Source organism: Candidatus Woesearchaeota archaeon (assembly GCA_030651135.1).
Classification (GTDB): Archaea; Nanobdellota; Nanobdellia; order Woesearchaeales; family JACPBO01; genus JACPBO01.
In genome coordinates, this window is sequence record JAUSCS010000006.1 from 556,084 (window position 1) to 581,838 (window position 25,755).

Sequence of the window (25,755 nt, forward strand, 5' to 3'; positions counted from 1 at the left end):
AAAAGCCCCGGAGGAGATTTGCACTCCCGACCTGCTGATTACGAATGCTGATCAATTGCTGTCAGCCGCAATAGCTACTATGCTACCGGGGCATTTATCATCTAATATTCTTCAGCAGTTCTTCCTTGCTCTGAAACTTCTTCTGGCATTCAAAGCAGAAATAATGCTGCTTCCCCTTCTCATCTTTTGCCATTGTCCCGATTATCTTCTTCAAAAATGTTTCATTCACCTTGTTGCCGCATATTTCGCATTTCATAGGATGATTAATTTTTGTCTGTTTATAAACGTTTTTAAAATCGTAAGCTTTATTAAACAATAAACAAAAACAGACCATATGGCAAGAATCGCTGTTGTTGAAAAGGACAAATGCAACCCGGAAGGCTGCGGAAACTATCTTTGCATTAGAGTGTGCCCTGTCAACAGGATCGGCAAGGACTGCATAGTTAAAGGCCTAACCACAAAAGCGCAGATTGATGAAGAGCTTTGCACAGGCTGCGGCATATGCGTCAACAGATGCCCTTTTGGAGCGATACACATCATTAACCTTCCAGAGGAATTGAAAGAAGGCCCAATACACCGCTACGGCAAAAATGGATTTGCTTTATACAGGCTGCCAATCCCAATATTCGGCAAAGTTGTCGGAATTTTGGGAGTCAATGGAATCGGAAAAACAACGGCATTAAAAATATTAGCAGGATTGCTGAAGCCAAATTTTGGAAAGGAAGAAGAAGCAACTTATGACGAGCTGATATATCATTTCAAAGGCAGCGAAGCCCAGTCTTTCTTTGAGAAAATAAAGAAAGGCCAGATAAAGATAAGCTATAAGCCGCAGCAGGTTGATGCAATCCCGAAAACAGCAAAAGGAAAGGTAATTGATCTTTTAAAAAAAGTGGATGAAAAAAAAGAATTGAGCAGGGTTGCAAAGCAGCTGGAGATTGAAAAAATACTCGACAATAACATCAATGAAATCTCTGGAGGAGAGCTGCAGAGAGTTGCAATTGCAGCAACTGTCTTGAAAAAAGCGAATCTCTATGTTTTTGACGAGCCATCTTCTTATTTGGATATAAAGCAAAGAATTAAAGTAAGCAAATTCATCAAAAGCCTTGCAGATGAAAACACAGCAGTAATGGTTGTTGAGCATGATCTGATTATTCTGGATTACATGACTGACCTGATTCACATGATGTACGGCAGGGAAAGCGTTTATGGAGTTGTTTCGCAGCCAAAGGCAACTAGGAACGGAATAAATATTTACTTGGATGGCTATCTGAAAGAAGAAAATGTCCGCTTTAGGGATAAAACAATAAAATTTTCTGTAAAGCCGCCAACAGAATCCAAAAAAAGAATGCTGCTGACAGGCTGGCATGATATTGAAAAAAAGCTTGGAGCCTTTAAGTTGAAAGCTGAAAAAGGCGAGTTGCACAGGCACGAAACAATAGGCATTTTGGGAGAGAATGGAATCGGAAAAACAACATTTGTGAAAATATTGGCAGGAGCCTTAAAGCAGGACAAAGGAATTGTTGACCAAAACATTAAAGTAAGCTATAAGCCCCAGTACATCGAAACAAAATCAGATGAGCTTGTAATGGTTGCTTTAAAGGAAGCAATGCAGAAATACGATGTTCAATTAATGAGGCCTCTAAATCTTAAGCATTTACTGACTAAAAAGATAAGCGAGCTTTCAGGCGGGGAATTGCAGAGAGTTGCTATTGCGCATTGCCTTTCGCAAAAAGCAGATCTTTATCTTTTAGACGAGCCTTCTGCTTATCTTGATATTGAGCAAAGGCTGGTTGTTTCAAAAGTCATACACGATATAATGGAAGAAAGGGGAACATCAGCATTGGTTGTTGATCACGATTTGCTGTTTATTGATTATTTGTCAGAGGGGTTAGTTGTGTTTATAGGTGAGCCTGCTGTCCATGGCGAGGCAAAAGGCCCATTTAACATGAAAGACGGGATGAATATGTTTTTAAGAGAACTGGGCGTTACATTAAGGCGCGACAAAGAATCAAACAGGCCAAGGATCAACAAGGAAGGATCCCAGCTTGACAGGGAGCAGAAAGATCAGAATAAATTGTATTATGGCTAAGTTTTCTCTTGAAGCTTTAATTTTTCAATAACAGATTTAGCAAATCCGCTTACATTTTGATCTAAGTCATTTGTATAATGTTCAATGGCTTTGTAATAGTTATCGTCATTCATGCATTTGTATGCTCGTTTAAGATATTTTATAAAATATTTTTTAGCCAATTCTGGCTTAAAAGACAGGCCATGTCCTTGAGGATCGCCTGCCAGCTCTATACATCTGCCAATAACATATTCTGAACCATAAAGTTTATGAGTTTCGAGCATAGCCCTGTACATAATTCTACCGAGGCCTCTTTCGCCAAATCTTGTCAGCAAGCCTGTCAAGTCCGCATATTTCAGTTTCTTTATTATCATGTTGTTTTTTATTTCTTTCATCAAATAACACTACTAAAAAGGAGTAATTCAAATTTATATAAAACTTTTCACCATTTTTTACGCTAAATACGAAAGATTTAAATAAAATAAGCTTAATTAGATTAAAAATGACTGATTTTATTGGCATGGTTGTTGAATCAGACTATGGCAGGGAGATTAAAGTAGATCTTAAAGATAAAAAAATCCTCGGCGCATTGGCTGTGAATGCCAGGCTAAGCCCTAGCGAGATTGGAAGAATCGTTGGGCTGTCGAAAGATGCTGTAAGATACAGAATCATTCAGCTTGAGAAAAAAGGCATAATAAGGGGCAGCGTTGTCATCGCAAACCCGTCAAAAGTGGGCTATTACCTGCATACAGTATTACTGAAGCTTGAAAACCTGTCTGAGGAGCGGGAGAACGAGCTAATCAAATTTTTCGCAGCTTTTCCTTTAGGAATATGGTTCGGCAAGTGCAGCGGCAGGTGGGATTTTGTTTTTGAAGTCATAGCTAAGGACATGAAGCAATTTGACAAGATAATGCAGAAGATAAAATCAGTCTGCGGAAAAAACTTAAGAGATTATGAAAGCTTAACTGCATTTAACTTAGTTAAATATGTGGATTTGCCAGATGATTTCTACAAAGATCTTGGATTAAAGTTTGAATTCGAAAGAAAAAGCGTTGCATTCGCAAAGGAGATCAAAAAAGGGATAATCGAATTCGACTATGAAAAGCAAATAAAGCTCGATTTAACTGATGCCAGAATATTGAAAGCTTTGTCTGAAAATGCTTGTGCTCAAATATCTGAAATAGCCAATAGAACTAGAATTCCAAGGGATACAGTTGTTAATCGCATAAGGAGCATGGTCAATAATGGATTAATAATTGCATTCAACCCGATTATAAATCTCACTTATCTGAAATATCATCTGTATGTTGTGTTTTTTCACTTGGCTAACCTGACAGATGAAAAAGAGAAGGAATTTTTCAATTACATGTCTGTGCACTCTTTTGTTGCATACGGCGCAAAGCTGATGGGAAAATACGAAGCCCAGATATTCCTGATCGTAAAGGATCCAATGCACATGCACGAAATAATGATGGAATTCAGAAGAAAGTTTTCAGGCATTATTGAAGACTATGAGCCTCTGCTGGTCATAAAAGACTATAAATATAATTTCCTGCCGGAAGGTGTTTTTCCTAAAATTATCTAAGCCCTTCCTTTGCTTTCTCCCATTGCAATCCCTGCTGCGATCAAATGCGCCACTCTAAGCGGCTCTGGAATGTAAGAATGAGTGCAGCTGATCTTCAGGATCTGTTTTGCTTGCTCTAAATTTAAACCAGCTAGCTGCACATAGATCTTCCCAGCCTTGATCACGTCGCCTGCTTTCTTTATACGTTTTATTTTGCTTTCTTTTTTTATCTTTTTCAAAGCATCGAATATTTTTTTAAAATCCGGGTAATCCCTTATGACAATAATAACGGGGATTTTTGTTTTTTTATTTAATTCATTAACATCAACAACATTAAAGCCGCCCATTGCAATTCCGTTAAGGGCAATGCATCTTATCTGCGATTTAAACTTAGACTTTTTGATCATTTTAATCAGCTTGCTAGTTGAATCACCGCCATCAACCTTTATCTTGGTTGACATAACGCCGTCCATGAAATTGCCGCCTCTGAACAGAACACCGATAACCAGATTATCGCCTTTCTTGAATTTTTCAAAAGGTGAATCATCTATTCCTAAAATGCGGATTTCTTCTTTCATCATCTCATCGCTTTTAATTTAGGTATTACAAAATACGCTATAAATGCGCACAATATTATTATAAACCAGAAATAAAAGGTGCTTATTACGCCAAAAGCAAAAAGGATCATGTTAATGACAACCACCACTGTAAAAATTATTGCCATCAGCTTAATCGGTTCTTTTGTCATTTTATCTTCCTGCAGAAGCTCAAAAATCCTGTGTGACCGATGCCTTTTGTCTTTGGCCTTACTTTCCTTTCATCAACCTCCCATTCCCTTTCGATTATTTCAATGGTTTTTACATGGATAAACCTTTCGTCCTTATTGATCACATTTACAAAATCCATCATCTGCGGAACTGAGGGCGAGTAGGAAATAACAAAGCCGCCAACCTTTAACGCTGCATAAGCGCTTTTTATAGCATTCCACGGCGAAGGCAGGTCTAATGTAATTAAATCAACATCTTTCTCGTCAATTCCATTGTAAATGTCTTTGTTTTTTATTTTTAAGTTATTTAAATTTAAAAATTCTTTATTCCTTTTAACAATTTTTAAAAAATCCTCCCTTATATCGTAGGTTATGACTTCCTTGCATAAATGAGCCAAGAAACAAGCCAATGCGCCTGATCCAGCTCCAGCATCTACAACAACAGAATTCTTGTTTATTCCTGTTTTTGCGATTATTGCTGCAATGTCTTTTAATGAAATTATCTGTGCTTCTCTTGCAATTCTTTTATAATCATCCATAAAGCCGGATGTGAAAATGCAGAATTTCTTTCCTGTATTTGTTGCTATTTCGCTTCCGTCTTTCTTTTTCAGGTCAGCTTTGGAAATAACGCCGTCTGCTGTATGAAAATCCTTGGTCAAATCCTCAACAAAGTATGCCTTTTCTTTTGAAATAACAACATCTCTGTTTAATTCTGCAATATGCTCTTTTTTCTCTTTTTTTATCAGAACTTTTCTTATTGGTTTCATGTTTTTAAAATAAAAAGGGCCCGGTGGGACTTTCAAAGCCAAAGTTTTGAACCTTCAGCCAATTTGAACCCACAATCTTCCGCTCTGCAGGCAGACGCCTTGCCGGATTCGACCACGGACCCTTTCAGTAACCACAATCGACTTCTTAATGTTATTTTCGGCTTATAATAACCCAATCTCCTCCAAAGTAAATATTTTGTTAAATTTTTTTCTGTACTGAATCCAATCTCATTTACCCATTTCTTTAACATCATTGGCCCACTTAAATAGAGCCTTATCGTAGTATCAGATACTACAGAATTGCTAGTTACTTTAAAATCTTTTTGTTTTAAGATGTTTTTTATTTGATTTAACAATTTTTCACTGCATGTCTTTATTTCTATTCTTGGGTAAGTGGGGTATTTGAATTTTTTACTTTTTGAAAAATATAAAGAGCCATCTGTTTCAAATATTCCGCGAATTATATGTTTGGAATATTTCCATTGTAAAAATTGTTTAGGTATTTCTGTATTATGAGATTTATTTTTAAATTTTATTTTAATCTCATTTATCAAATATTCTACAAACTTTTTATTATTGAACTCTAATCTTAAGGATTCACCAAGTTTTTCTTTTTTGATTCTGGTTAGCGGCCTTTTTTTTGTTAGTTTATAAAGCAAGTTTGAAATCTTTAAAAAGTAATCTTTTTGCTCTTTGGCATTACCAGCGAATTCAACCCTATATGTTCTGGGAGGGTTATAAATAATAGAACCATCTCCTATAAAAGCACCAATAAATTCATAAAAGTTCATTTTATAAAGCGGGCCTAGGAGGATTTGAACCCCCGACCTTCAGCTTAGAAGGCTGCCGCTCTATTTGCCTGAGCAAAGTTAGTTGCTCACCAGACTGAGCTATAGGCCCATAAGAACAAGAATTGGTTTTTTGTTTATAAATGTTATCAAAGAAATTTATGCTTTAATCAAAACCGCCTTTATCCTTCTCACACCGGCAGCAACGCTTTCTTCCTTTATTATCTTGAAATGCCCCAATTCAGAAGTATTTTTGACATGCGGACCGCCGCAGATCTCAACAGAAAAATCTCCAATGGAATAAACAAAGACTTTTTCTCCGTATTTGTGCTCAAACACGCCCTGCGCCCCTTTTTTCTTTGCCTCATCCACAGTCATCTCTTCCTGCTTAACAGGCAGTGCTTCCTTTATTTTTTCATTAATCAAATCTTCAACTTCTTTAAGCTCTTGCTCTGTCAATTTCCGGTCAAAATTAAAATCAAATCTTAATCTTTCCGGCGTTATGTTTGATCCTCTCTGGAAAATATCCTTTTTCCCCAAAACAACTCTTAATGCCTGATTCAGCATATGAGTTGCTGTATGCAGCTTTGTTGTCTCTTCTGAAGAATCTGCAAGTCCGCCTTTGAATTTTTTCTCAGCCCCGATCCTGCTCAATTCCTGGTGCTTCTCAAATTCTTTATTAAATCCAGTTACATCAACGCTGACATTTTTTTCTTTTGCCAGCTCAGCTGTCATTTCAATCGGAAAGCCAAAGCTCTGGAATAGCAGGAATGCATTCTCGCCATCAATCTCTTTTTTATTTTTTATGATTTTTTCAAATTCTTTCAGCCCATTTTCAAGAGTTTTCCTGAATTTTTCATCTTCTTTTTTCAGTTCATCCAATATAAAATCCTTATTTTTTTCCAGTTCTTTATAATCGCTTTTGTGCAGCTCAATAGTTATTTTTGCCAATTCTGACAGAAATTCCTTTTCAATGCCCAATAGCTTTCCGTGCCTTATTGATCTTCTGATAAATCTCCTTAAGATATATCCCTGGTCAACATTCGAGGGAGCAATTGCCTTTTCATCTCCCAATATGAAAGTTGCAGCTCTTATATGGTCTGTTATGATTCTTACTGATTTTAGCTGCTCTTCATTTGGCTCCTTGATCTTGGCAATTTCCTTTATTTTGTCAATTATCGGCTTGAATGTCTCAATTTCATAGACTATTTTCTTTCCCTGCAGGACAGCAGCTGTCCTTTCAACACCCATTCCAGTATCAACATTTTGCTGCTTTAGCTTCTCGAATCTTCCATCTTTTGTTTTGTTGTACTGCATGAAAACATCATTCCATATCTCAAAATATTTCCCGCAAAAGCAGCCAGGCTTGCAATCATTGCTGCATTTTTCTTTTCCTGTATCGTAAAACATTTCACTATCTGGGCCGCAAGGACCGGTTTCGCCAGCAGGACCCCACCAATTATCTTTTTTCGGCAAAAAATAAATTCTTTCTTTCGGAATTCCAACTGAGAGCCAGATCTTGGCAGATTCCTCGTCTTTTGGCGCATCATTATCCCCTTTAAAGCACGTTACTGATATCTTTTCCTTATTTATTCCAAGCCATTTTCTGTCTGTCAGGAATTCATAGCTCCATTCTATTGCTTCCTTTTTCCAGTAATCCCCTAATGACCAGTTTCCAAGCATTTCAAAGAAAGTAAGATGAGAAGAATCTCCGACTTCATCAATATCATCTGTTCTTAAGCATTTCTGAACATCCACAAGCCTTTTTCCCTGTGGATGCGGCTGGCCTATTAAAAAAGGAACTAAAGGATGCATTCCAGCTGCTGTGAACAATACAGTGGGATCATGCTCCGGGATCAAAGAAGCAGAAGCTATTAGCTTGTGGCCTTTTTCGCTGAAAAACCCGAAATACAGATCTTTCAGCTCTTTTGATGTTAGTTGTTTCATTGTTAAGGGATTTTTATAGGCGTATTTAAATGTTTTTTATTTTTATAAGGCCTTGCTATGTTCCACATTAATTCAAACTGTTTCCTATATGACTCAGCAACTTCTTTATTTCTTATGATAATTAAATAATCAGGATTTCCCCAGACAATTGTTTGTACGTTATCTCTATAAATCTGTACGGGATTAGGGTTAAAATATCTCTTAGGAATTTTTCTATATTTAGATGTTCCTCTTTGAAATATTCCTTTATCGCCCTCCTTGATAATCACTCTCTCTTTTATTTTAAACCTAATCATATCTCTTTCATATTGGTCGCAAATCGTTTTGTATTTTGCGAAGGGTATAGATTCCTCAACTGCAGTGCAAAGAATTTCTCCTCCAATTGATTTCAAATTATCTATTATATCTCTAAGAGCAATTCTAACAACATTTTTTCCTTTGTAGGTTTCTACGGAAAGAGATTGTTGTGCTTGTTCATTTAATTTTGTTAGTTGAGGAAGAATTTGCTTATAATTCTCTGTTCTTTCATTAAGGAATTCTAAGATTAATTTTGGATCTATTGCTTTGAATAATTTTGTTTTTCCCTCTTGAACAGAACTAACAAAACCTTTTTCCATTAATCTTTTGAGGGAATCATATGTAACTTGTCTGTATAATCCTGCTTTTTCTGCTAATTCATAGGCCGACATTTGTCCATTTGTAAGCAGAGCTAAGTATACTTCGGCTTCATAATTTGTTAATCCAATTTGAGTTAAAACTGCTTTATCCATATTAGTATGATATCATACGAATTAAGTATATATAAATCTGTCTGACTACTTCTTAGTGGATAAAGGTGAATAAATATGGAAAAAACAAAAAAATTACTTGTTGGAAATCCAAACCAACTTGAAGTAGATGGACAAATAGGAGAAGATGAATTATCTTATGTAGTTATGAACTTGCCGTTTGGCTGTAATTATAGCTGTTCTAAATGTTACAGAGATGATAATAAGTCTTTTGATAGTGTTAATCTGGACACAAGATTGGACATTATTTCACAAGCAAGAGATTTAGGCGCAAAAGTTTTTTGTATTCCTGGTGAAGGGGAGCCATTAACAAATAAAGATTTAACAATGCAGTTAATAGATCATGCCAATGCAGTAGGATTAATAGCCATCCTATATACCAATGGCAGTTTTCTTAATCAGGAGACAGTAAATGAATTATTCAATAAGAACGTGACTTTAATTACAAGTTTTGACTCATTAAATCCCGAAACGTATCTTAAATTAACAGGATTTAAGGGATTTGATAGAGTGATGAGAAATCTTGAAAATGTCAGAGGAACATACAAAACAGGAAATAGAACAAGAGAAAATGGTTTGATTGAGACAAGATGGGGAGTAATCACAATCATTAACCAGCACAATAAAGGAGAAATTCCGAAGATAAGGGAATTTTGCGGAGATGATGCATTTTTTATCTGTAATTATCCCATAAACAAGGGCAGAGCAAAAAGTGTTTGGGATTCGTATGTAGGTACTCAGGAGAATCTAATAGAATTAATTAGAACTGCAAATATGTATACTGATACACTTGTAGCAGGACTTAGTTCGCCAACAAGAAGCGGACAATGTATAATGCTAAATAATGGCATTACGATTGATACTAATGGAAATGCTCATGCATGCCCGGCTATGGTCGATACAAACTTAGGAAATATAGCAGATACTTCTGTTGGTGAGATTTGGCGGAAAACCAAAGAATACACACAGTCTAAAGGAAATCCTCTTTGCTTAGCCAGAGACATAAAGCAGTATTGTAAAAAAGCCAACATCTTGAGTGTTGGAGAGATGGTTATTTAGGCGACCCCATTAGTTTTTTAGAAATTGCCCTTTTCTATTTCAGGACTTCAAATTAGCAATAACAAATAAAACAACAAAAGTAGGCGGGCTTAAAACGCAGGAGTAAAATAAAAATGAAGCAAGACATAGTTGTGTTTGATGTGTTAGGTCCGATATACCAGTATGCTGAAGTAAATGGCAGACTTGAGAACTGCATTCCATTTGCATATGAAAAAATAAAAGAGCTGCATCCAGAGGAATATGAACGTGCAAAAAATGATTTTGCTTTTGCAGCAGAAATGGAATTTAGGCTTTTTAAAGAAGGCGCAATTACCTGCATTGCAACGCCATTTGCAGTCGATACTTTGCTTTATCTAAAGGAAAAAGGCATTATGCCTGTTGTTGCTTCTGCCGGAACTGATGAAACTCTTAGATTCACTTTGGACACAATAGTTGATAATTATAACAGGCAGAATGGAACAAAGCTAGTTGCAAATGAGGTAATTCCTTACAAAAATCTTATCTCAACAAGCCCCATAGGGAGCAAAAAAGATCCTAAGACGTGGCAGACAGCAGTTTATGATAATTTTGGAGCAAATAATAGGATATTGCTTGGTTATGAAGACAGCATTAATAATTGCCTTGCTCTGGCCAATGGGCTGAATTGCACAGGATTGCATATCGTCTCTGAAAATTGTAATTTGTCAATTGTGCAATATAACCCTACGATAATCAGGGGAACAATGGAGCAGCATTATAAAATGTTAAGAGGCGGATAAAATGAGGCTCATAGCAAAAGGTCTTGGTGTAAGCAAAGGGGGAGTGCAAGGCAGAGTTAAGATCATAAAAAGTGTTAAAGATTATGCAAAGCTAAAGAAGGGCGATATCCTTGTAACCAGGTTGACAGACCCAACAATGACTGCCATCATGGGCAGAGCTGCCGGAATAATCTGCGACATTGGCGGCCTTACATCACACCCTTCTGTTTTGAGCAGGGAAATGGGAATTCCGTGCATTGTATCTGCAAAAGGCATAATTACAGGAAAGCCAATAACTGAGCTTTTAAAAGAGGGTCAGGAAATTGAAATGAATGGTGAAAATGGAGAAATCTTTCTTAAAGATGAATCATGGAATTTGAGGTGGAAATTATGAACTGGCTTGATTTGTGGATGGACTCCATAGCCGCTTCATTGGGGAATATGGATCTGGCTACTTTGGAGCCTTTTAACTTTGATAATATGCATTCTCTTTATTCAAAAGAATGGGTCAATAGATTCCTTCTTGCCATAAGCAGAAGAAAACAATTAGATGTTTCTTTTGCAAGGCTTGCAAAAATGATAACAGGGCCTTCGCATCTCAGAGCCCAGTATTATTTCATGCTTGCCGACTTAAAGTTTGCAGGAATAAAAAAGGAGGAAAGATTGGAAATTGCAAAATTTTTTGATAGCATTATAAATGAAAAGTCAAAGGGGGATATTTATGGTTTCAGAAGCAACATTGCTCATACAGGCAAAGAGATCGTAGAATTATGCAGAAAAATAAGTTTTGAAAAAGCAAATCCTGAAATTGCAAGATTTCTTGGGAAGCTGTATACAGCGGCATTTCATCTTGTAAATGGGCTTTATACAGACATATATACAGATTATGGCATCGAAAACTTTGGAGAATATGATGTAAGCAGTGTTTTTGGGCCTGGCCACATGATGGTCATAAAGTCATTTAGCGATCTTAAGCCAATGGGCATATGGCCTGAGATAAGAGATTCGCCGTGTAAAACACTTAACATCTATGCCATATATAAAAATGTAAAATTCAGGTGTGATTCGATATCCTGCCATTCTGTTTACGAAGGAGATCCTATTGCTGGCATGGCCTATTATGCTGTCGGTGTTGATGGCATTCTCATTAACTCAATAGAAAAATTGGAAAAAATAAGAGAAGCCATAGAAAGGTGCTCAATAGAGCAATGGAAGAGGCTCATAAGCCAAGAAAAAGAGCAGCTTAAAATAAAAGCGCTTATGCAAAGATGCTATGTTCTGAAAAACATGTTCGAATTGCTGGGCATAGAATGGAAACCAAGCACAGGCATGATCAATGCTGTTAAAGATAAGCCGCTTAGCTCCCCTTTCAAAATCATACCGAAAGATGAAAAAGAGAGAAGGTTATTTTGGAAGAAATTTTTTGATCCAAGACTCGAGATTTATCCTTCATAGCTACTAAAATCCAAATATATTCTTCATCATAATAAAATTTAAATACTTCTACTCCAAAATAACAAATATGGCAAGCAATTTTGTCGATCTGATCATTGAAAAAGGGATGGACAAGGTAAACATTTCTATGCTGGATGAAAAGAACAGGAAAATGATCCTTGGCGATGCAGGCAGCCAGCTGGTTAGAATGGGCAAGTTTGAAGATGGTGTGAAAGCACTTGCATTGGCTGGAGAAAAAGAAAAACTGATTAAACTGGCAGAAGACTTTGCGAAAGAGAAGCAGATAAGGCTGGCAGCATTGGCAATAGAGAATTCCGGCGATATTGCAAGGATCGAAGCCATTGCAGCAGAATGTGTAAACCTCGGATTAATGGCAGAGGCATTAAAGCTCTACAAGGCAGCAGGGAATGAGATGATGACCAATTTCGTGCTTGAGAATTTTAAGTGAATTTGATGTTTTGTTCCTGATTTCTTGAAAACTCTTCTACTAGCTTTAGTATGGTGTAGCTTACAATTTCTGAAGGGTTATCTAAAAGTCTTAGTTTAAAATTTGCAACCATCCCTATGGAGTTAGCGAAAGTATTGGAAAAGTAAGTATATCCTTTAAGGAAATATCCATCAAAATTATTAATGATATTTTTAATGTTGTCAGCAGAGTCAAAAAACAGCTCTTTTTCCATAATTGTGGGGTGATGCACACAATGGACGGTTCTAACAGCATTCACAAACTTTGCCCTAAGCCTTGATCTTTCATGGCCAAACTTCATAGGTTTAACAAAAAAGGCATTGCCCAAGTCAAAAGCCAAATCATTACATCTAGACCCCTTAATATGCACATATTCTTCATAGTTGCAAAATACTCTATTAAGAACAATCAATGGCCCTATTGGCCCTCCTTCAGAATATTTGAATGTCCTGTTAGTTTTGTCAATCTCGTATCTGTTGATAGTTTCTTCATACGATAAAGTGCTATAGACATTTTTGAAATCTTTAGATAAAAACAAAGCATTACCGGTACCAACGATGCCTTCAACTTCACCAAATTGAGAGAATGCCTCTAAAATGTTTATTGAACCGACGCCCAGGGTCAGATATACTCTGCGCTTATACAAAAATCCTGCACCTTGCATAAGTGTGCAGTTGTCACGCTCGCTGCTTTTGTAAAGCAGTTTCCGCTGTGCATCTTTATGCCCCATTAATTTCATATCTGTAAGGTCTTGTTCGTGTAGAGGGCATTTTGTCAATCTGGATCTCCAAGCATACTGGTCATAAGATGCATCAATAATGCAGTTTATCATAATGGAATGATAACATGTATGTATTTTAATTTATGTTGTACCATCATAGTACAACTATAGTAAACTTTAAAAACTCCAACATATTTCAATGCCCATGTTTGATGGCAATATTTTAAAAAGTGCAGGACTTACCGAGAATGAAACCGAGGTTTATGTCATATTATTGCAGTTAAACGAATGTTTGGCTTCAGATATTGCCAGACGTACAAAAATATCCAGACCCCACGTTTATGATGCGCTAAATAAATTACTGCATAAGGGTTTGGCATCTTATGTATTGAAGAATGGTAGCAGATACTTTATGCCTACAGATCCCAATAAACTTCTAGAACATCTTAAGGACCAAGAAAAAATTCTTCAACAAAAATACCTATCTATACAATCCATAATGCCGCAACTCAAATCACTGCGCCAACCTTTGGCGAATAAGCCGCTAGTTGAAGTCTTGGAAGGTAGTGAGGGCATTAAGACTATACTCAATGATATAATCAAGACTGGAAAAGAGATGTTGGCTTTTAATACTCTAGGCGAGGAATTTAAGAAGTATGTTCCAGAACACTTCCTTAAACGGTATTTTATTGAACGTGAAAAATATCATATTAGATCTAGGCAATTCTATGTCGAGGGTGCCCAAATATATCGGCATACCATGGTTACTTACAAAAAATTGCAACAATCCTTTAATCCAGTAGCATTATTTGTTTATGGCAATAAGGTTGTAATGTTTGTACTGACAGATACGCCATTAACTATAAGAATAGAAAGCAAGGATGTTGCCAAACTGTATAAAGAACAATTTGAAAAGATGTGGAAAGAACTCTGATTGCTTTTTTAATTAAAAAAGAAAAAATAAAATAATAAACTTATGCCTTTCCTAGAATCCTGCACACTGTTGTTGTGCATTTAGGGCATTTGCCTTTCAGGATCTTCTTTTTATTCGAAGTAACAGACTCTTTTCCGCCTTGTATATCCACTTTCTTTTTGCACTTCACGCAATATCCTTGAATTCCAGCCATTTTATTCACCTCAATATTTAGATTTTAAAGCCAATATACAGCTTAGCAACTTAAAAATACCCATTATTTATAAATCTTTGGGAAAGTAAAGTATAAAGTGGCATTTTTCATGCAGTATTATGGTACTTTGTAACATCACCTTGCAAAAAAATAAATCTTTATATATTAGTGGATAATTAGAAGCCTTGGGGGAAAATGGAAAGCGATAAGGAAGTTATTATAACTCTTGAAACTCTGTTCGATCTTCTCAGAAGGGAAAAGGAAAGAGAGGACTTGCAGAAGTTGGACGATTCTTTCTTCGGAGACGTTGTGAATTATCTGAAGGATAAAAGGCAGATAATGCTTAAAGCAGAAAGCGAACTGTTTGCTGAAGAGGAAAAAGAGAAGACAACCAAGCAGCTTGCAAACTTAAGCAAGATATTAAGAGAGTTCTATGAGAGAAGGGAGAAGAAGATAATAAGCATGGCATTGGCCAAATCAAGGATTAAATCCAGCCTGATAGACGCTTCAGCGTTTTTGGATGAAGAAAAGATGCTTTTCGACCAGCTTTTGCTTGTCTTTGACAATTTCAGGGATAAAGTGCTCTTTAGCGTTCTTAATGAAAAACTGCCTTTGTTTGAGCATGCCAAAGAAGAACCTGAAAAAAAAGAAATTCAGGCTAAAGAAACAAAAACAATAAGGTTCCTAAGCTCTGTGCCGAAGTTTGTTGGAAAAGAGCTTGAAGTTTACGGCCCCTTTGAAGAGGAGAATATTGCAAACCTTCCTTCAGAAATTGCAGATCTTCTTATAAGCAAGGGGAGGGCTGAAGAGATTGAAGGAGAATGAAAAGAAAAGACATTCCTGTTTTGATGTACCACGAAATAGCGCCTGTTATAAAGAACAAGTGGACAATCTCGCCATCAATGTTCAGGGAGCAGATCAACTATCTTGTCAAAAACAAATTTCAGGCAATAACCCCTGACGATATTTACGAATTTCTTGTAAACAACAAAAACCTTCCTGAAAAGCCAATAATGCTGACTTTCGATGACGGAAGGGAAGGCACAAAAAAATATGCAGCTCCATTGCTTGAAGAAAACAACTTTAATGCGGTTTTTTACATCACCTCAGACTGGGCAGATGGAAAGAACATTCCGGAGAGCGAAGCATATTCTGCTTTTATGAGCTGGAATGATATACAAGAGCTGTCTGAAAAAGGTTTTGTTATTGGCTGCCATGGAAAAACCCATAACGATCTGACAAAATCAGATGAAAACAGCTTAAATGATGAAATAAAAAATTCAAAAAATATCATCGAAGAAAAAATAAACAAAAAAGTTGAAGATTTTTCTTATCCCTATGGCCTTTTCAATGAGAATGTTGTTAAAAAAGTAGAAGAATCAGGCTATAAGACTGCTGTTACAATAAGAAGCACACTGAACAATAAATTTCTGCCGCCATTAGAGCTATCCAGAAGATGGGTAACAAATGATGTTTTTCTTGGAAAATTCATAAAATTGCTGGCAACCCCTACTTTAAGCGCCTGCATGATTGTAAAAAATGAAGAAAACGTTATTAAAAGATGCCTGGACAGCATCAAAGATATTGCTGACGAAATAATCGTTGTTGATACAGGCTCAGAAGATAAAACAATTGAGATTGCAGAAAGTTTTGGCGCAAAAATAATAAAGCACGAGTGGAAAAATGATTTCAGCGAAGCAAGGAATGCTTATCTGCAGAGTGCAGCATCAGACTGGATATTGACAATAGATGCCGATGAGGTTATTGACAGGAAAGATCTGCTGAACATAAAAAGAATAATGGAATTCGAGGATTTTGATGCCTTCAGGCTCATGTTATTTAATTATTCCAATAATGAAAACGATGTCGGCTGGGTGAAATTAAGCGAAAAAAGAGAAGGCTATTCAGGATATCTGCCAATAGAGCTTGCAAGATTGTTCAGGAATAATAAAAAATACAGATATGAAGGGGCAGTCCATGAAGCAATTGAAAATTCCATTATGAAGAATAAAGGCAGAATATCGAGCATAGACATCCCAATACACCATTTTGGGGGCTTTGATGAAACACTGAAAGAAAAGCAGTTGAAATATCTGGAATATTCTAAAAAAAGGCTGGAAAAAAACCCAAAAGATGTAAAGGCATGCTGCGACATTGCGCTGATAAATTTTAAATTCTTAAACAACACTGAAGAAGCAATAAAGAGTTTAAGCAGGGCAGTAGAAGCTGATAAAAAGTACATAAGATCCTACATCATCCTTGGCGAAATCTATGTTCATCTGAAAAAATACGAAGACGCAATTTCGTGCTATGAAAAAATCATCAAAATTGACAATAAAAACAGCGATGCTTATTTCAATTTGGGGCAGGTTTATTTTGAATTAAAAAAATACAAAGAATCTGGTGAATTCTACAAGAAAGCCCTGGAATTCGGATGCATTCATTCAGAAGAGATATATCGCAGGCTAAAAGCCATCAGCGCTTAAACAACAAAAGGTTTTTAAATAGTCCGCAATTTCTTTGAAGCATGAAGCTGCCAAAAACAACAAAGCGCTACTGCCCTTATTGCAAAAAGCATACAGAGCATGCTATAATCTTCGGCAAGAAGAGAAGCCCGTCTTCAATGTCCTATGGTTCTAAGTACAGAGCCAGAAAAAGAGGCCAGGCAAGAGGCCATGGCAATCTTGGCCGTTATTCAAAGCCCGCTGTCACAAAATTCAAGATGACAGGCAAGAAGCAGACAAAGAAGACTGATCTGAGATACGAATGCAAGGTCTGCAAGAAGCAGCATGTCCAGAAGAAGGGAATAAGGGCCAAAAAAGTGGAATTCAAGCAATAAGTTCGAAAACTATATAAATAGCTCTCTTTTTTCTCTTTTCAATATCGAGGGGGTTTTAAACATGAAACTAAAAGAGCCAACAAGCAAATTCATAAAAATAAGATGCGCCAAATGCAAGAATGAGCAGATATGCTTTGGAAAGGCAACTTCTGTTGTCAACTGCCTTGTCTGCGGTAAGCCATTGATAGAGCCGACTGGAGGCAAGACGCGTGTAAAAGGCCGCGTTCTAGAGGTGCTGGAGTAATGTTTTTCAAAAAAACAGGTTTTCCCGAAGAGGATGAACTCGTTTTATGCACTGTAACTGACATCCAATATCATTCTGTTTTCTGCGGCCTTGATGAATATGGAAGAATGGGCATGATTCATATTTCAGAAGTTGCTCCTGGAAGAATAAGGAACATCTACGATTTTGTAAAGAAGGACAAAAAAGTTGTCTGCAAAGTACTGAGAATTGACTCAGAAAAAGGCCATATTGACCTTTCTTTAAGAAGAGTCACAGAAACTCAAAAGAAAAACAAGCTGGACCAGGTCAAAAAAGAGCAGCTGGCTGAAAAGATAATCGAGCAGGCTGCAAAAGAGCTGAGCATCGATGTTACAAAATTATATGATTCAATTGCAGGCATTATTCTTAAAAAATATTCCCGTATCTATGCCTGCTTTTATGACATTGTTGAAGGCAAAACAAGCTTGGAATTATTGGGCATTGAGAAAAAAACTGCAAAGAGCTTGGAAGAGCTTGTAAAATCAAGAATAAAAAAACAGCAGGTTGCAATAAACGGAGAGCTTATGCTGAAAAGCTACCAGCCGAATGGGATCGAAATAGTAAAAGATGCCTTAAAAAATGCAAAGATATCTGACAAGCTCACAATAAGATACAAGGGAGGCGGCAAATATGTTGTTGATGTAAATGCCGATGATTACAAGGAAGCTGAGAACCTGCTTAACACGGCAATGGATAATGCTACATCATTTATCAAGAAAAAGAATGGCGAAGGTGCATTCGTCAGAATAAAATGAGTGCGCATATTTTGAAATGCATTGGATGCGGAAAATATACATTAAAAGAAGTTTGCGATTGCGGCGGCAAGGCAGTAAGCGCAAGGCCGCCAAAATATTCTCCTGAAGACAAGTATGGGGAATACAGGCGAAAGGCAAAAAAAGAAGAGTTTGAGAAAAAGGGGCTGGTATGATGTGGGAGATTAAAAAGGTTGCAGCAATTCCGAAGCTCAACAATCCTATTCTGATAGAAGGCATGCCCGGCATCGGCAATGTCGGAAAAATAGCAGAGGATTTTCTGATAGATGACCTCAAGGCAAAAAAAGCCTACGATTTCTTCTCTTATGATTTTCCCCATTCTGTTTTTGTGAATGAAGACAATCTTGTCGAGCTGCCCAAAATAGGCATGTATTATAAAAAGTTCAATGATAAAAGGAACGATCTTCTGCTTCTGGGAGGCGATATACAGCCTGTCAACGAAGGGGCATGTTTTGAGTTCTGCGACAAAGTGCTTGACATAATTGAAAAGAACAATGTAAAGGAAATAATAACTCTTGGCGGGATTGGCCTGCAGTCTGCCCCTAAAAAATCAAAAGTTTATTGCACTGGCAATTCAAAGGAAATAATAAAGAAATACAAAGAAGGCGTTGATGTCGAAGACAAGATTTACGGCACTGTCGGCCCGATAATCGGCGTATCAGGCGTTTTGCTTGGCATGGCTAAAAGAAGAAACATAAATGCTGTTACTTTCCTTGCTGAAACATTTGGCCATCCAATGCATATAGGCATCAAAGAAAGCCAGGAGATATTGAAAGTCCTTGATAAAAAACTGAAACTCGGCCTTAATTTGAAAAAGCTTGAAAAAGACATAAATAACCTTGAAAAAGAGATGATTCAGAAGACAAAAAATTTAAGCGAAGCTATAAAGCAGACAAGCTTAAAGGGGATGAAAAGCAAGTTCAAGGACACTAATTATATCGGATAATTAAATTTCATAAAAAGGTGATAATATGGCGAATGAAATTAAGGCAATAAAGGCAAGAGAAATACTAAGTTCTGGCTCAACTCCATCAATTGAAGTTAAATGCGAATTGGAATCAGGCGCTGTTGGCATAGCTTCTGTCCCTTACGGTGCTTCTGCTGGAATTCATGAGGCTTTTGTTCTTTTAGACGGGGACAAGAAAAGATATGATGGAAAAGGGATGCTCAAGGCTGTTGAAAATGTAAATGTAAAAATAGCATCTGTACTAAAAGGCAAAGATGCTTCAAATCAGCTTGAAATAGACAAGACAATGATTAAATTAGACGGCAGCGAGAATAAGAAAAATCTGGGAGCTAATGCAATACTTGGTGTGAGTGTGGCTGTAGCAAGGGCAATGGCTAATGAAAAAAAAGTGCCTCTTTATAAATATATAAGAGAAGCGTTTAAGCTGGATATAAAAGATTGGAGACTGCCAAATCCTATGATGGTGGTTATTGAAGGCGGAAAGCATGCAGATAAATCAACCGACTTCCAGGAGTATATGGTTTCTCCAATAGGCGGCCGGTCTGTGAAAGAGAATGTAAGAGCCGGGATTGAAGTTTATTTGCAGTTAAAAAAAGTTTTCAAGGAAATCGGGCTTAACACAAATGTTGGGAATGAGGGGGCCTTTGCAACATCTTTAAATATCAAACAGCCAGATGTAACAATAACAGGAGCATTTGCTCCAGCATCAATGGGATCTAATGAGATGCCTTTTGATCTTATCTTAAAAGCAATAAAAGACGCAGGCCACCAGGCAGGCAAGGACGTTGCTATTTCCATAGACCCGGCCGTCTCTGAACTATTTGACAAAGAAAAAGGGAAGTATGTTCTTAATAATGAAGGCGGCAAAGAGTTTACTTCAGAAGAGCTTATCGATTATTTCTCAAGATGGATTGAAAAATACCCAATAATTACATTAGAAGATGGTTTAAGTGAAGATGATTGGGATGGCTGGGTAAAATTAACAAAAAAATTAGGAAATAAAATATCTGTTATTGGTGATGATCTTACAGTAACCAATTCAAAAAGACTGCAAAAAGCCATTGATATGAAAGCAATGAATGCAATTTTGATAAAATTAAATCAAATAGGAACATTATCAGAGACTATTGAGTGTTGTATGCTGGCGAGAAAACATGGCTTTATGACAGTTATAAGCCATCGTGGCGGCGGTGAAACAAATGATACAGCAATGGTTGATCTGGCTGTCGCTGTTAACTCTGGCTTTATCAAGGTAGGTCCTTCTCGTGGGGAAAGAGTGGAAAAATACAACAGATTAATGGAAATAGAGGACGAATTAGGAAGCAAAGCAAAAGTGGCAGGAAAGGATTTTAGGAAGATTGTCTGATTTCTTTATTGTTTGCACATTGAACAAAAGTTTTATATATTAAACATCTCGTAAAAGCAGGATATAGGAGGCGCATAGATGAAATTGAAGATTTATATTTTTAGGCATGCTCAGACATACTATAATAGAAGGCATTATTTTACAGGCTGGAAGGACTCCAAATTAACCCCGTTCGGCATAAAACAAGCCAAAGCATTAGCAAAAAAATTAAAGAATAAAGAAATAGATGTTTCTTATCGCACTCATCTTTTACGATCGAAGGACACATTGAAAGAAATATTAAAATATCACCCTGAGTGTAAAAAAATCATTGAAGATGACCGGATGATTGAGCGCTCATATGGTGATTTAGAGGGAAAGTCGCACAAAGAGTTCATACAAACCGAAGGCGAAGATTCTTATAAAACATTGCTGCATTGGCATAAAATAGACCATCTGCATGGGAAAGAAAGAGAAAATTTCATTCAGCAAGTGGGGGAATCTGAGTTGCACATTATACGAAGATCTTATAGTGTTTCCCCGCCGCACGGAGAGAGCATTAAGATGGTTGAAAAACGAGTTCTGCAATTTATTAAAGATCTCTTGAAAAAAATGAAAAAAGAGAAGATTAATGTTGCCATTTCTGCCCATGGTAATTCAATGAGGCCGTTCAGAAGATATTTTGAGCATCTCAGCAAGGAAGAGATGATGAAGCTGGAAAATCCGTTTGACGATTATTTTGAGTATGCTATCAATGCTTAAATTAAAAAAAGACCAAGGAGTGGCAGGCGAAAGTTTAATAATGCGTTAGTTTTTCTTTATGCTATGCACCTTAACGATATCAAATCAAAAATCCCCAAAGACTTATTTAGCACGCTGGAACAGTTAGACATAAAAGAACTGCGTCCCTGCCAGGAAAAATCAATAAGCAAAGGCCTTCTTGAAGGAAAGAATCTTCTGGTTTGCACGCCAACTGCATCCGGAAAAACATTGGTTGCAGAGTTGGCTGCCATAAGCTCAATAATGGAAGGCAGGGGAAAAGCCATCTACATCGTTCCTCTGAAAGCATTGGCAAATGAAAAATTCAAAGAATTTTCAAATAAATACGGCAAATTCATTAAAATCGCATTATCAATAGGCGACATTGATTCTGCAGACTCCTATCTCATTGATTATGACTTCATAATATGCACTGCTGAAAAGCTGGATTCATTGATAAGGCATCATACTCCGTGGCTTAAGTATGTCAGAACAATCATCATAGATGAAATCCATCTGATGAATGATCCGGGCAGAGGCCCGACTTTGGAGATCCTGCTCACAATCCTGAGGGAGATTCTGAAAAATGTGCAGCTGATCGCCCTCTCCGCAACAATAGGCAACCCGGAGGAGCTTGCAGAATGGCTCAATGCAGAACTCATCATTGACAGCTGGAGGCCTGTAGAGCTGCGCAAGGGGATTTATTTAGATGGAAAAATAGAATTTAAAGAAAAAGAAGAAAAATAACTTAGTTCTAGCTTGCCTGCTGCAATATCTGTATTCCTGTTACTAAAGCCCAGATCCACATTGCCACCATTAACACTAAGCCAAGCCCAAAGGCAAATATCAAAGGTATTCCAATTATGTAAAGCACAAGCTGTATCACTCCTGTTTTTGTCCTTCCTGCTATTATTGTTCCCAATCCCGGCAATATTACTATGTTTAGGATCAACCCAACTATTGCCAATGTCTTATCCGGTTTTTTATCAGCCATAAATAACACCTCCGTGTTGTTTTTGTATGATTTCGATGTTTCATTATATAAATCTTTCCGAAATCAAGTCTCTCAGCGAATTTTTATGATGGTGTTTCAATACCGCACCATAACATTTATAATGGCTGAATTAAATATGCAGGATATGCAGCAATATGATGTCATTCTGGTAAGCGGGGAATATTATGCAGATCATCCGATGTCTGCTGCCGGCATCCTGGTCAGAGTTTTACAAGACAAAGGCTATTCTGTGGCTGTAATTGAAAAGCCGGATTGGAAAACAGATAAAGATTTCTTAAAATTCGGCAGGCCTAAATTATTTTTCGGAGTTACTTCCGGCTCAATTGATTCGATGCTGGTTAATTATACCCCTTTGAAAAAATTAAGGTCTGAAGACAAAAAACACCCGTATTATTCAGGAATCCCTGACAGGGCTGTAATTGTATATTGCAATAAGCTGAGGCAGTTATTTAAGGATTCTGTTCTGGTGATCGGCGGAATAGAAGCTTCTATGAGGAGATTTACGCATTATGACTATTGGAATAATGGCCTGAGAAAGAGCATATTGTTTGATTCAAGGGCAAATATCCTTGTTTATGGAAGCGGGGAATACCAGATAATTGAGATAGCTGATAAGCTAAAACAAGGAAAAAGCATTGAAAATATAGAGGGCACCTGCATTGTTTCAGATAATGCTCCAAAAGATTTTGAAATAATTCCCTCCTATGAAGAAGCCTCAGAAGACAAAAAAGTTTTCTGCAGGATGCAGCTGATGTTTTCGCAAAAAAAGAATATTGCGCAAAAAACAGCAGATAAATACGTTTTGCAGTATAAGGCGCACAATTATACAGCTCAGGAATTGGATTACATCTATGGATTAGATTATTCAAGGGATATCCCGAAAAAATTCCCGGAATTCAGGATGGCTCAGTTCAGTGTTGTAACCCATCGCGGCTGCATAGGTGATTGCAATTTCTGCTCAATTTCCCTGCATCAGGGAAGCAGGATCGTTTCAAGAAGCGAAAAATCAATTTTAGATGAATTGAAAAAAATTACAAAACACAAAGATTTCAAAGGATACATTGATGATTTTGGCGGGGCTTCCGCAAATATGTACGGCATGGATTGTGTGAAATGCGATAATAGCATTTGTATGAGCTGCAAACATTTAGATAAATCGCATTCAAGGCTCGTGCATCTTATGAGAGAAGCCAGGAAAATACCCGGGATAAAAAAGATTTTCATAAGATCGGGAATAAGATATGATCTGGCTGTTGAAAGCGAAGAATATGTAAAAGAATTATCAAAATATCACATAAGCGGATGCTTAAAAATAGCACCGGAGCATTTTTCTGAAAAAGTGCTTAAGCTTATGAACAAATCAAGCAAAAGTTTTGATAAGTTTAAGCAGATGTTTGATAAATATAATCTGCCTTTAAATCAGTCTTTAAAATACTATTTCATGACAGGGCATCCAGGAAGCACTCTTGATGAAGTTGAGGTATTGGCTGCAAAATTAGGCAAACTAAAAAATACAGAAAGCGTTCAATTATTTACGCCAACACCGATGACAGTATCAACATGTATGTATTATACCGGATTAAATCCCTACACCTTGGAAAAGGTTTACATTCCCTATACTTATAATGAGAAGAAAAAGCAAAAAAATATTCTTTACAGCTAAAATTTAGGGCTTTTTTATCTAGCCCTGCATTGAAGCTTTCCAAATCCGATTGATGAGCTTTTCTTTACTTTACAAAGTCTTTGATACGATCTCTCTCGTTTTGTTTATCGCTTCTTTGCACATTTCAACCAGTTTATTAAATTTCTCTTTTTCTTTAAAATCCAAATCAGCAGTGTACTGGAAATTCTCCCTTAAGGCGATTATATTGCTCTCCTGCCTTTCTTCTATCTTTTCTATCTTTAAGGCATCTATGAACTTTTGGTCAATATCTATTTTCCCTTCCTCTTTAAGCATTTCTATTACCGCCAGGGTGCATTCTTGATTTCTTGATGCATAACCAAATTTTATGAGGATGGCCAGGAAACAATGATAGATGCAATAAAAGAATGCTGATACAGACCAGTCTGAAAACCCTCCTTTTTCAAGATAAAGGGCAGCTTTTAAGTTATGCTCTGCTTTCGTTATGTGCCTTCTAGCCAATTCATCATCTTTTTCTGTTTCAACTAGCCCTCTATGCAGATTAGAGTCCTGAAGCTCTTTTTTTGCCTTATCTAAACACCATTTAACCTTATTGGTTGCTTCTGACATTTTTTAGCGCCTCCACTAATTTACTATATCCGTGCAATACATAACAGGAGCCGATTATATTTAAAATCACTTCATCTCTTCTTTTTAAGCTTGCATTTAAATCCTCGGGAGTCATCTTTATCACATGGATCGGTCTTGTAGAAATTGTTCTTCTTTCTTTTATTATTTTGTCTATGACGCCATTATCTTCTTTTTTAGCTATCATCAATAAATCAATATCATTTGCATTTTTCGGATCATTAACTATGGAGCCGAATATTATTGCAATCTCTGCATGGCCATATAAATCTGTAAACTCGTGCAGCCACCTTGAAGCCTTTTCCCTTGCTTCATTGATAAGCAGAGTTTCTATAACCCTGAATGCATAATAATCATCTAAATTCGCTTTATAAAATATTGCTTTGCCCATTCTTTTTCCTGCAATCAGCTTTTGTCTTTCCAGTCTTTTCATTGCCTTAAACGCACCGGCAGAAGTGATCTTTATCTTTTTGGTTATATTATTTGAATTGTAATCATTGGAAATATCTTTAACTAAAAGAAGCAATATTTCAATTTCCTTGTCAGCCAGCCCTTTCATATTAACTCGTAGTTAGTATATCTTAACTCGCAGTTAGTATATAAAACTTTCGGTTTTTTGAAGAAATAAATCACATTCCACAATCATCATAAATTATCAAGCTTCTTCTGCTTCTTTTTGCGTCAGATATTCAGGCATTTATCCCCACCTTCACAAAGTCCATATCGCCTTTAATAAGATTGCCTTTAATAATGTTTCTGATCAATCCAAGCCCAAATTTATGCAGTTCTTGCTGGTTATGGCAAATAAAGAGCTGTATATTCCTGCTGAGCTTCATTTCATAATTTCCTATCTTCAAGCCCTCTGGATCACCGTAAATAAACAGATCTATATCGCTGTTCTTGTACCAGTCTGAGCGCGCAAAACTGCCAAAAAGTATGACTGTTTTAGCTTTTCTTAACGAGCTTAAATGATTCAGAAATCCGCTGTCATAAAGCTTGTTTAATGCGAACAATTTCTTCCTGTTTTTGTAAGCGGGAGACTCATAATTGCCTGTGTAATATGGCATTTTGCCCCTTTCTTTTACTCTTTTAACCAGCTTTTCTTTAGTAAACTGTTTAAGCCATCTGTCTGCCTTGCTTCTCGCAAGTTTTGCCTCTTTTAATATCTCTTCAAAATGCCACTCTTTAGTCGGATTTTCAAAAAACAATTCAAGAACGTGATCTTCTTTGCTTTTCATAATAGTTCCCATAATAGGAACTAATATTTAAATCT

32 protein-coding genes and 3 tRNA genes are annotated in these 25,755 nt (G+C 36.8%); 19 read left to right on the forward strand and 16 right to left on the reverse strand.

From position 1 onward, the window contains the following. Positions 1–3 precede the first annotated feature (3 nt). Both Q7J54_03245 and Q7J54_03250 read right to left on the reverse strand, forming a co-directional pair. A tRNA-Thr gene (locus Q7J54_03245) sits at positions 4–92 on the reverse strand. 5 nt (positions 93–97) lie between these two features. Then, on the reverse strand, positions 98–256 hold the full coding sequence (locus Q7J54_03250; GenBank protein ID MDO8740567.1) for a hypothetical protein: 159 nt from the start codon (positions 254–256) through the stop codon (positions 98–100). 78 nt (positions 257–334) lie between these two features. On the opposite strand from Q7J54_03250, the gene Q7J54_03255 reads away from it, so the two are divergent. Next, a complete protein-coding gene (locus Q7J54_03255; protein ID MDO8740568.1) occupies positions 335–2,089 on the forward strand; it encodes a ribosome biogenesis/translation initiation ATPase RLI in 1,755 nt (584 codons plus the stop codon). Here the strand turns inward: Q7J54_03255 and Q7J54_03260 are convergent. Then, positions 2,086–2,463 (reverse strand): hypothetical protein, encoded by a 378-nt coding sequence (locus Q7J54_03260; protein ID MDO8740569.1) that lies wholly within the window; start codon positions 2,461–2,463, stop codon positions 2,086–2,088. The two genes, Q7J54_03255 and Q7J54_03260, sit on opposite strands and share 4 nt — an antisense overlap. A 107-nt stretch (positions 2,464–2,570) precedes the next feature. Here Q7J54_03260 and Q7J54_03265 point away from each other — a divergent pair, with 107 nt between their 5' ends. Next, entirely contained in the window at positions 2,571–3,653 is a 1,083-nt protein-coding gene (locus Q7J54_03265) for an Lrp/AsnC family transcriptional regulator (GenBank protein MDO8740570.1), read from the forward strand. Here the strand turns inward: Q7J54_03265 and Q7J54_03270 are convergent. The 7 genes from Q7J54_03270 to Q7J54_03300 form a co-directional block, all read right to left on the reverse strand. Then, the gene (locus Q7J54_03270; protein MDO8740571.1) at positions 3,650–4,213 is read right to left on the reverse strand and encodes a DUF99 family protein; all 564 of its coding nucleotides are present in this window, start codon (positions 4,211–4,213) and stop codon (positions 3,650–3,652) included. The genes Q7J54_03265 and Q7J54_03270 overlap by 4 nt on opposite strands. Next, on the reverse strand, positions 4,210–4,380 hold the full coding sequence (locus Q7J54_03275) for a hypothetical protein (GenBank protein MDO8740572.1): 171 nt from the start codon (positions 4,378–4,380) through the stop codon (positions 4,210–4,212). The genes Q7J54_03270 and Q7J54_03275 overlap by 4 nt, the downstream gene beginning before the upstream one ends. After that, positions 4,377–5,165, reverse strand: a complete 789-nt coding sequence (locus Q7J54_03280; protein ID MDO8740573.1) for a methyltransferase domain-containing protein — start codon at positions 5,163–5,165, stop codon at positions 4,377–4,379. Before Q7J54_03280 ends, Q7J54_03275 begins: the two co-directional genes overlap by 4 nt. A gap of 15 nt (positions 5,166–5,180) precedes the next feature. Beyond that, positions 5,181–5,287 (reverse strand) — tRNA-Cys (locus tag Q7J54_03285). Positions 5,288–5,965: 678 nt separating this feature from the next. Then, positions 5,966–6,065, reverse strand: a tRNA-Arg gene (locus Q7J54_03290). Between the two features lie 47 nt (positions 6,066–6,112). Continuing rightward, the gene (locus Q7J54_03295) at positions 6,113–7,900 is read right to left on the reverse strand and encodes an alanine--tRNA ligase (GenBank protein MDO8740574.1); all 1,788 of its coding nucleotides are present in this window, start codon (positions 7,898–7,900) and stop codon (positions 6,113–6,115) included. A gap of 2 nt (positions 7,901–7,902) precedes the next feature. Further along, positions 7,903–8,670 (reverse strand): helix-turn-helix domain-containing protein, encoded by a 768-nt coding sequence (locus Q7J54_03300; protein MDO8740575.1) that lies wholly within the window; start codon positions 8,668–8,670, stop codon positions 7,903–7,905. A 75-nt stretch (positions 8,671–8,745) separates the two neighbouring features. On the opposite strand from Q7J54_03300, the gene Q7J54_03305 reads away from it, so the two are divergent. The 5 genes from Q7J54_03305 (at position 8,746) to Q7J54_03325 (ending at position 12,387) form a co-directional block, all read left to right on the forward strand. Next, positions 8,746–9,747 carry a radical SAM protein gene (locus Q7J54_03305; protein MDO8740576.1) on the forward strand — a complete coding sequence of 334 codons (1,002 nt, stop codon included), beginning with the start codon at positions 8,746–8,748 and terminating at the stop codon, positions 9,745–9,747. 113 nt (positions 9,748–9,860) lie between these two features. After that, on the forward strand, positions 9,861–10,505 hold the full coding sequence (locus Q7J54_03310) for a hypothetical protein (GenBank protein ID MDO8740577.1): 645 nt from the start codon (positions 9,861–9,863) through the stop codon (positions 10,503–10,505). Position 10,506: 1 nt separating this feature from the next. After that, entirely contained in the window at positions 10,507–10,878 is a 372-nt protein-coding gene (locus Q7J54_03315) for a PEP-utilizing enzyme (GenBank protein MDO8740578.1), read from the forward strand. Next, positions 10,875–11,939 carry a hypothetical protein gene (locus Q7J54_03320; GenBank protein ID MDO8740579.1) on the forward strand — a complete coding sequence of 355 codons (1,065 nt, stop codon included), beginning with the start codon at positions 10,875–10,877 and terminating at the stop codon, positions 11,937–11,939. The genes Q7J54_03315 and Q7J54_03320 overlap by 4 nt, the downstream gene beginning before the upstream one ends. A gap of 67 nt (positions 11,940–12,006) precedes the next feature. Beyond that, a complete protein-coding gene (locus Q7J54_03325; protein ID MDO8740580.1) occupies positions 12,007–12,387 on the forward strand; it encodes a hypothetical protein in 381 nt (126 codons plus the stop codon). Here Q7J54_03325 and Q7J54_03330 read toward each other — a convergent pair. Continuing rightward, positions 12,380–13,237, reverse strand: a complete 858-nt coding sequence (locus tag Q7J54_03330) for a hypothetical protein (protein MDO8740581.1) — start codon at positions 13,235–13,237, stop codon at positions 12,380–12,382. The two genes, Q7J54_03325 and Q7J54_03330, sit on opposite strands and share 8 nt — an antisense overlap. Positions 13,238–13,331: 94 nt before the next feature. On the opposite strand from Q7J54_03330, the gene Q7J54_03335 reads away from it, so the two are divergent. Beyond that, on the forward strand, positions 13,332–14,060 hold the full coding sequence (locus tag Q7J54_03335; protein ID MDO8740582.1) for a helix-turn-helix domain-containing protein: 729 nt from the start codon (positions 13,332–13,334) through the stop codon (positions 14,058–14,060). A 40-nt stretch (positions 14,061–14,100) separates the two neighbouring features. Here the strand turns inward: Q7J54_03335 and Q7J54_03340 are convergent, their stop codons facing one another. Continuing rightward, positions 14,101–14,253 carry a DUF5679 domain-containing protein gene (locus Q7J54_03340; GenBank protein MDO8740583.1) on the reverse strand — a complete coding sequence of 51 codons (153 nt, stop codon included), beginning with the start codon at positions 14,251–14,253 and terminating at the stop codon, positions 14,101–14,103. A gap of 195 nt (positions 14,254–14,448) precedes the next feature. Between Q7J54_03340 and Q7J54_03345 the strand changes: the two genes are divergently transcribed. From Q7J54_03345 to Q7J54_03390, 10 genes are all read left to right on the forward strand, one after another. Continuing rightward, on the forward strand, positions 14,449–15,078 hold the full coding sequence (locus tag Q7J54_03345) for a hypothetical protein (GenBank protein MDO8740584.1): 630 nt from the start codon (positions 14,449–14,451) through the stop codon (positions 15,076–15,078). Beyond that, entirely contained in the window at positions 15,075–16,739 is a 1,665-nt protein-coding gene (locus Q7J54_03350) for a polysaccharide deacetylase family protein (GenBank protein MDO8740585.1), read from the forward strand. The genes Q7J54_03345 and Q7J54_03350 overlap by 4 nt, the downstream gene beginning before the upstream one ends. Positions 16,740–16,780: 41 nt before the next feature. After that, positions 16,781–17,092, forward strand: a complete 312-nt coding sequence (locus Q7J54_03355) for a 50S ribosomal protein L44e (GenBank protein MDO8740586.1) — start codon at positions 16,781–16,783, stop codon at positions 17,090–17,092. A gap of 61 nt (positions 17,093–17,153) precedes the next feature. Continuing rightward, on the forward strand, positions 17,154–17,336 hold the full coding sequence (locus Q7J54_03360; GenBank protein ID MDO8740587.1) for a 30S ribosomal protein S27e: 183 nt from the start codon (positions 17,154–17,156) through the stop codon (positions 17,334–17,336). Beyond that, positions 17,336–18,109, forward strand: coding sequence for a S1 RNA-binding domain-containing protein (locus Q7J54_03365; GenBank protein ID MDO8740588.1), 774 nt, complete (start codon positions 17,336–17,338; stop codon positions 18,107–18,109). The genes Q7J54_03360 and Q7J54_03365 overlap by 1 nt, the downstream gene beginning before the upstream one ends. After that, a complete protein-coding gene (locus Q7J54_03370; GenBank protein MDO8740589.1) occupies positions 18,106–18,282 on the forward strand; it encodes an RNA-protein complex protein Nop10 in 177 nt (58 codons plus the stop codon). Before Q7J54_03365 ends, Q7J54_03370 begins: the two co-directional genes overlap by 4 nt. Beyond that, positions 18,279–19,073, forward strand: coding sequence for a PAC2 family protein (locus Q7J54_03375; protein MDO8740590.1), 795 nt, complete (start codon positions 18,279–18,281; stop codon positions 19,071–19,073). Before Q7J54_03370 ends, Q7J54_03375 begins: the two co-directional genes overlap by 4 nt. Before the next feature lie 25 nt (positions 19,074–19,098). After that, positions 19,099–20,460 (forward strand): phosphopyruvate hydratase, encoded by a 1,362-nt coding sequence (eno, locus tag Q7J54_03380; protein MDO8740591.1) that lies wholly within the window; start codon positions 19,099–19,101, stop codon positions 20,458–20,460. A 78-nt stretch (positions 20,461–20,538) separates the two neighbouring features. Then, positions 20,539–21,201 (forward strand): 2,3-bisphosphoglycerate-dependent phosphoglycerate mutase, encoded by a 663-nt coding sequence (locus Q7J54_03385; GenBank protein ID MDO8740592.1) that lies wholly within the window; start codon positions 20,539–20,541, stop codon positions 21,199–21,201. 63 nt (positions 21,202–21,264) lie between these two features. Beyond that, positions 21,265–21,945 (forward strand): DEAD/DEAH box helicase, encoded by a 681-nt coding sequence (locus Q7J54_03390; protein MDO8740593.1) that lies wholly within the window; start codon positions 21,265–21,267, stop codon positions 21,943–21,945. 7 nt (positions 21,946–21,952) lie between these two features. Here the strand turns inward: Q7J54_03390 and Q7J54_03395 are convergent, their stop codons facing one another. Next, positions 21,953–22,192 carry a hypothetical protein gene (locus tag Q7J54_03395; protein ID MDO8740594.1) on the reverse strand — a complete coding sequence of 80 codons (240 nt, stop codon included), beginning with the start codon at positions 22,190–22,192 and terminating at the stop codon, positions 21,953–21,955. A gap of 121 nt (positions 22,193–22,313) precedes the next feature. On the opposite strand from Q7J54_03395, the gene Q7J54_03400 reads away from it, so the two are divergent. Further along, positions 22,314–23,876: a YgiQ family radical SAM protein gene (locus tag Q7J54_03400; GenBank protein ID MDO8740595.1), complete on the forward strand. Its 1,563-nt coding sequence runs from the start codon at positions 22,314–22,316 to the stop codon at positions 23,874–23,876. Between the two features lie 69 nt (positions 23,877–23,945). Here Q7J54_03400 and Q7J54_03405 read toward each other — a convergent pair whose 3' ends face one another. The 3 genes from Q7J54_03405 to Q7J54_03415 form a co-directional block, all read right to left on the reverse strand. After that, positions 23,946–24,464, reverse strand: a complete 519-nt coding sequence (locus tag Q7J54_03405; protein MDO8740596.1) for a HEPN domain-containing protein — start codon at positions 24,462–24,464, stop codon at positions 23,946–23,948. Then, the gene (locus Q7J54_03410) at positions 24,445–25,041 is read right to left on the reverse strand and encodes a hypothetical protein (protein MDO8740597.1); all 597 of its coding nucleotides are present in this window, start codon (positions 25,039–25,041) and stop codon (positions 24,445–24,447) included. Before Q7J54_03410 ends, Q7J54_03405 begins: the two co-directional genes overlap by 20 nt. A 130-nt stretch (positions 25,042–25,171) precedes the next feature. Then, a complete protein-coding gene (locus Q7J54_03415) occupies positions 25,172–25,720 on the reverse strand; it encodes a nucleotidyltransferase domain-containing protein (protein MDO8740598.1) in 549 nt (182 codons plus the stop codon). Positions 25,721–25,755 lie beyond the last annotated feature (35 nt).